This window comes from Brevibacillus sp. HB2.2, assembly GCF_013284275.1.
GTDB lineage: Bacteria > Bacillota > Bacilli > Brevibacillales > Brevibacillaceae > Brevibacillus > Brevibacillus brevis_D.
The window spans coordinates 1-260 of record NZ_JABSUV010000125.1; the positions used below are offsets into that span (position 1 = coordinate 1).

Below are 260 nucleotides of genomic sequence, written 5' to 3' on the forward strand. Positions count from 1 at the left end.
ACGAGTTCTTTGGCGGCAGATGGGACGGTATTGATCAATGTCACTTCATTGACTGCTGGTAGGCTCGGCAAATGCAAGGCGTTGTCAGCCAAAATGACTTTGCCTCCGTAGGCTAAGGTCACGAATATTTCATAGACTGACAGATCGAAGCAGATAGAAGTCGACGCGAGCACCCCACTCATTTCTTCTGCGGAAAAGACCGTTTTCGCCCACGCGATGAAGGCAATGACACTACTGTGCTGAATCGCTACCCCTTTAGG

At 50.0% G+C, this 260-nt stretch carries 1 protein-coding gene; it reads right to left on the reverse strand.

What is annotated here, in order from left to right; all coding sequences use genetic code 11:
* Positions 1-260 (reverse strand): AMP-binding protein (locus tag HP401_RS29590; protein ID WP_173607636.1); only part of this gene is annotated, 260 nt, incomplete at both ends.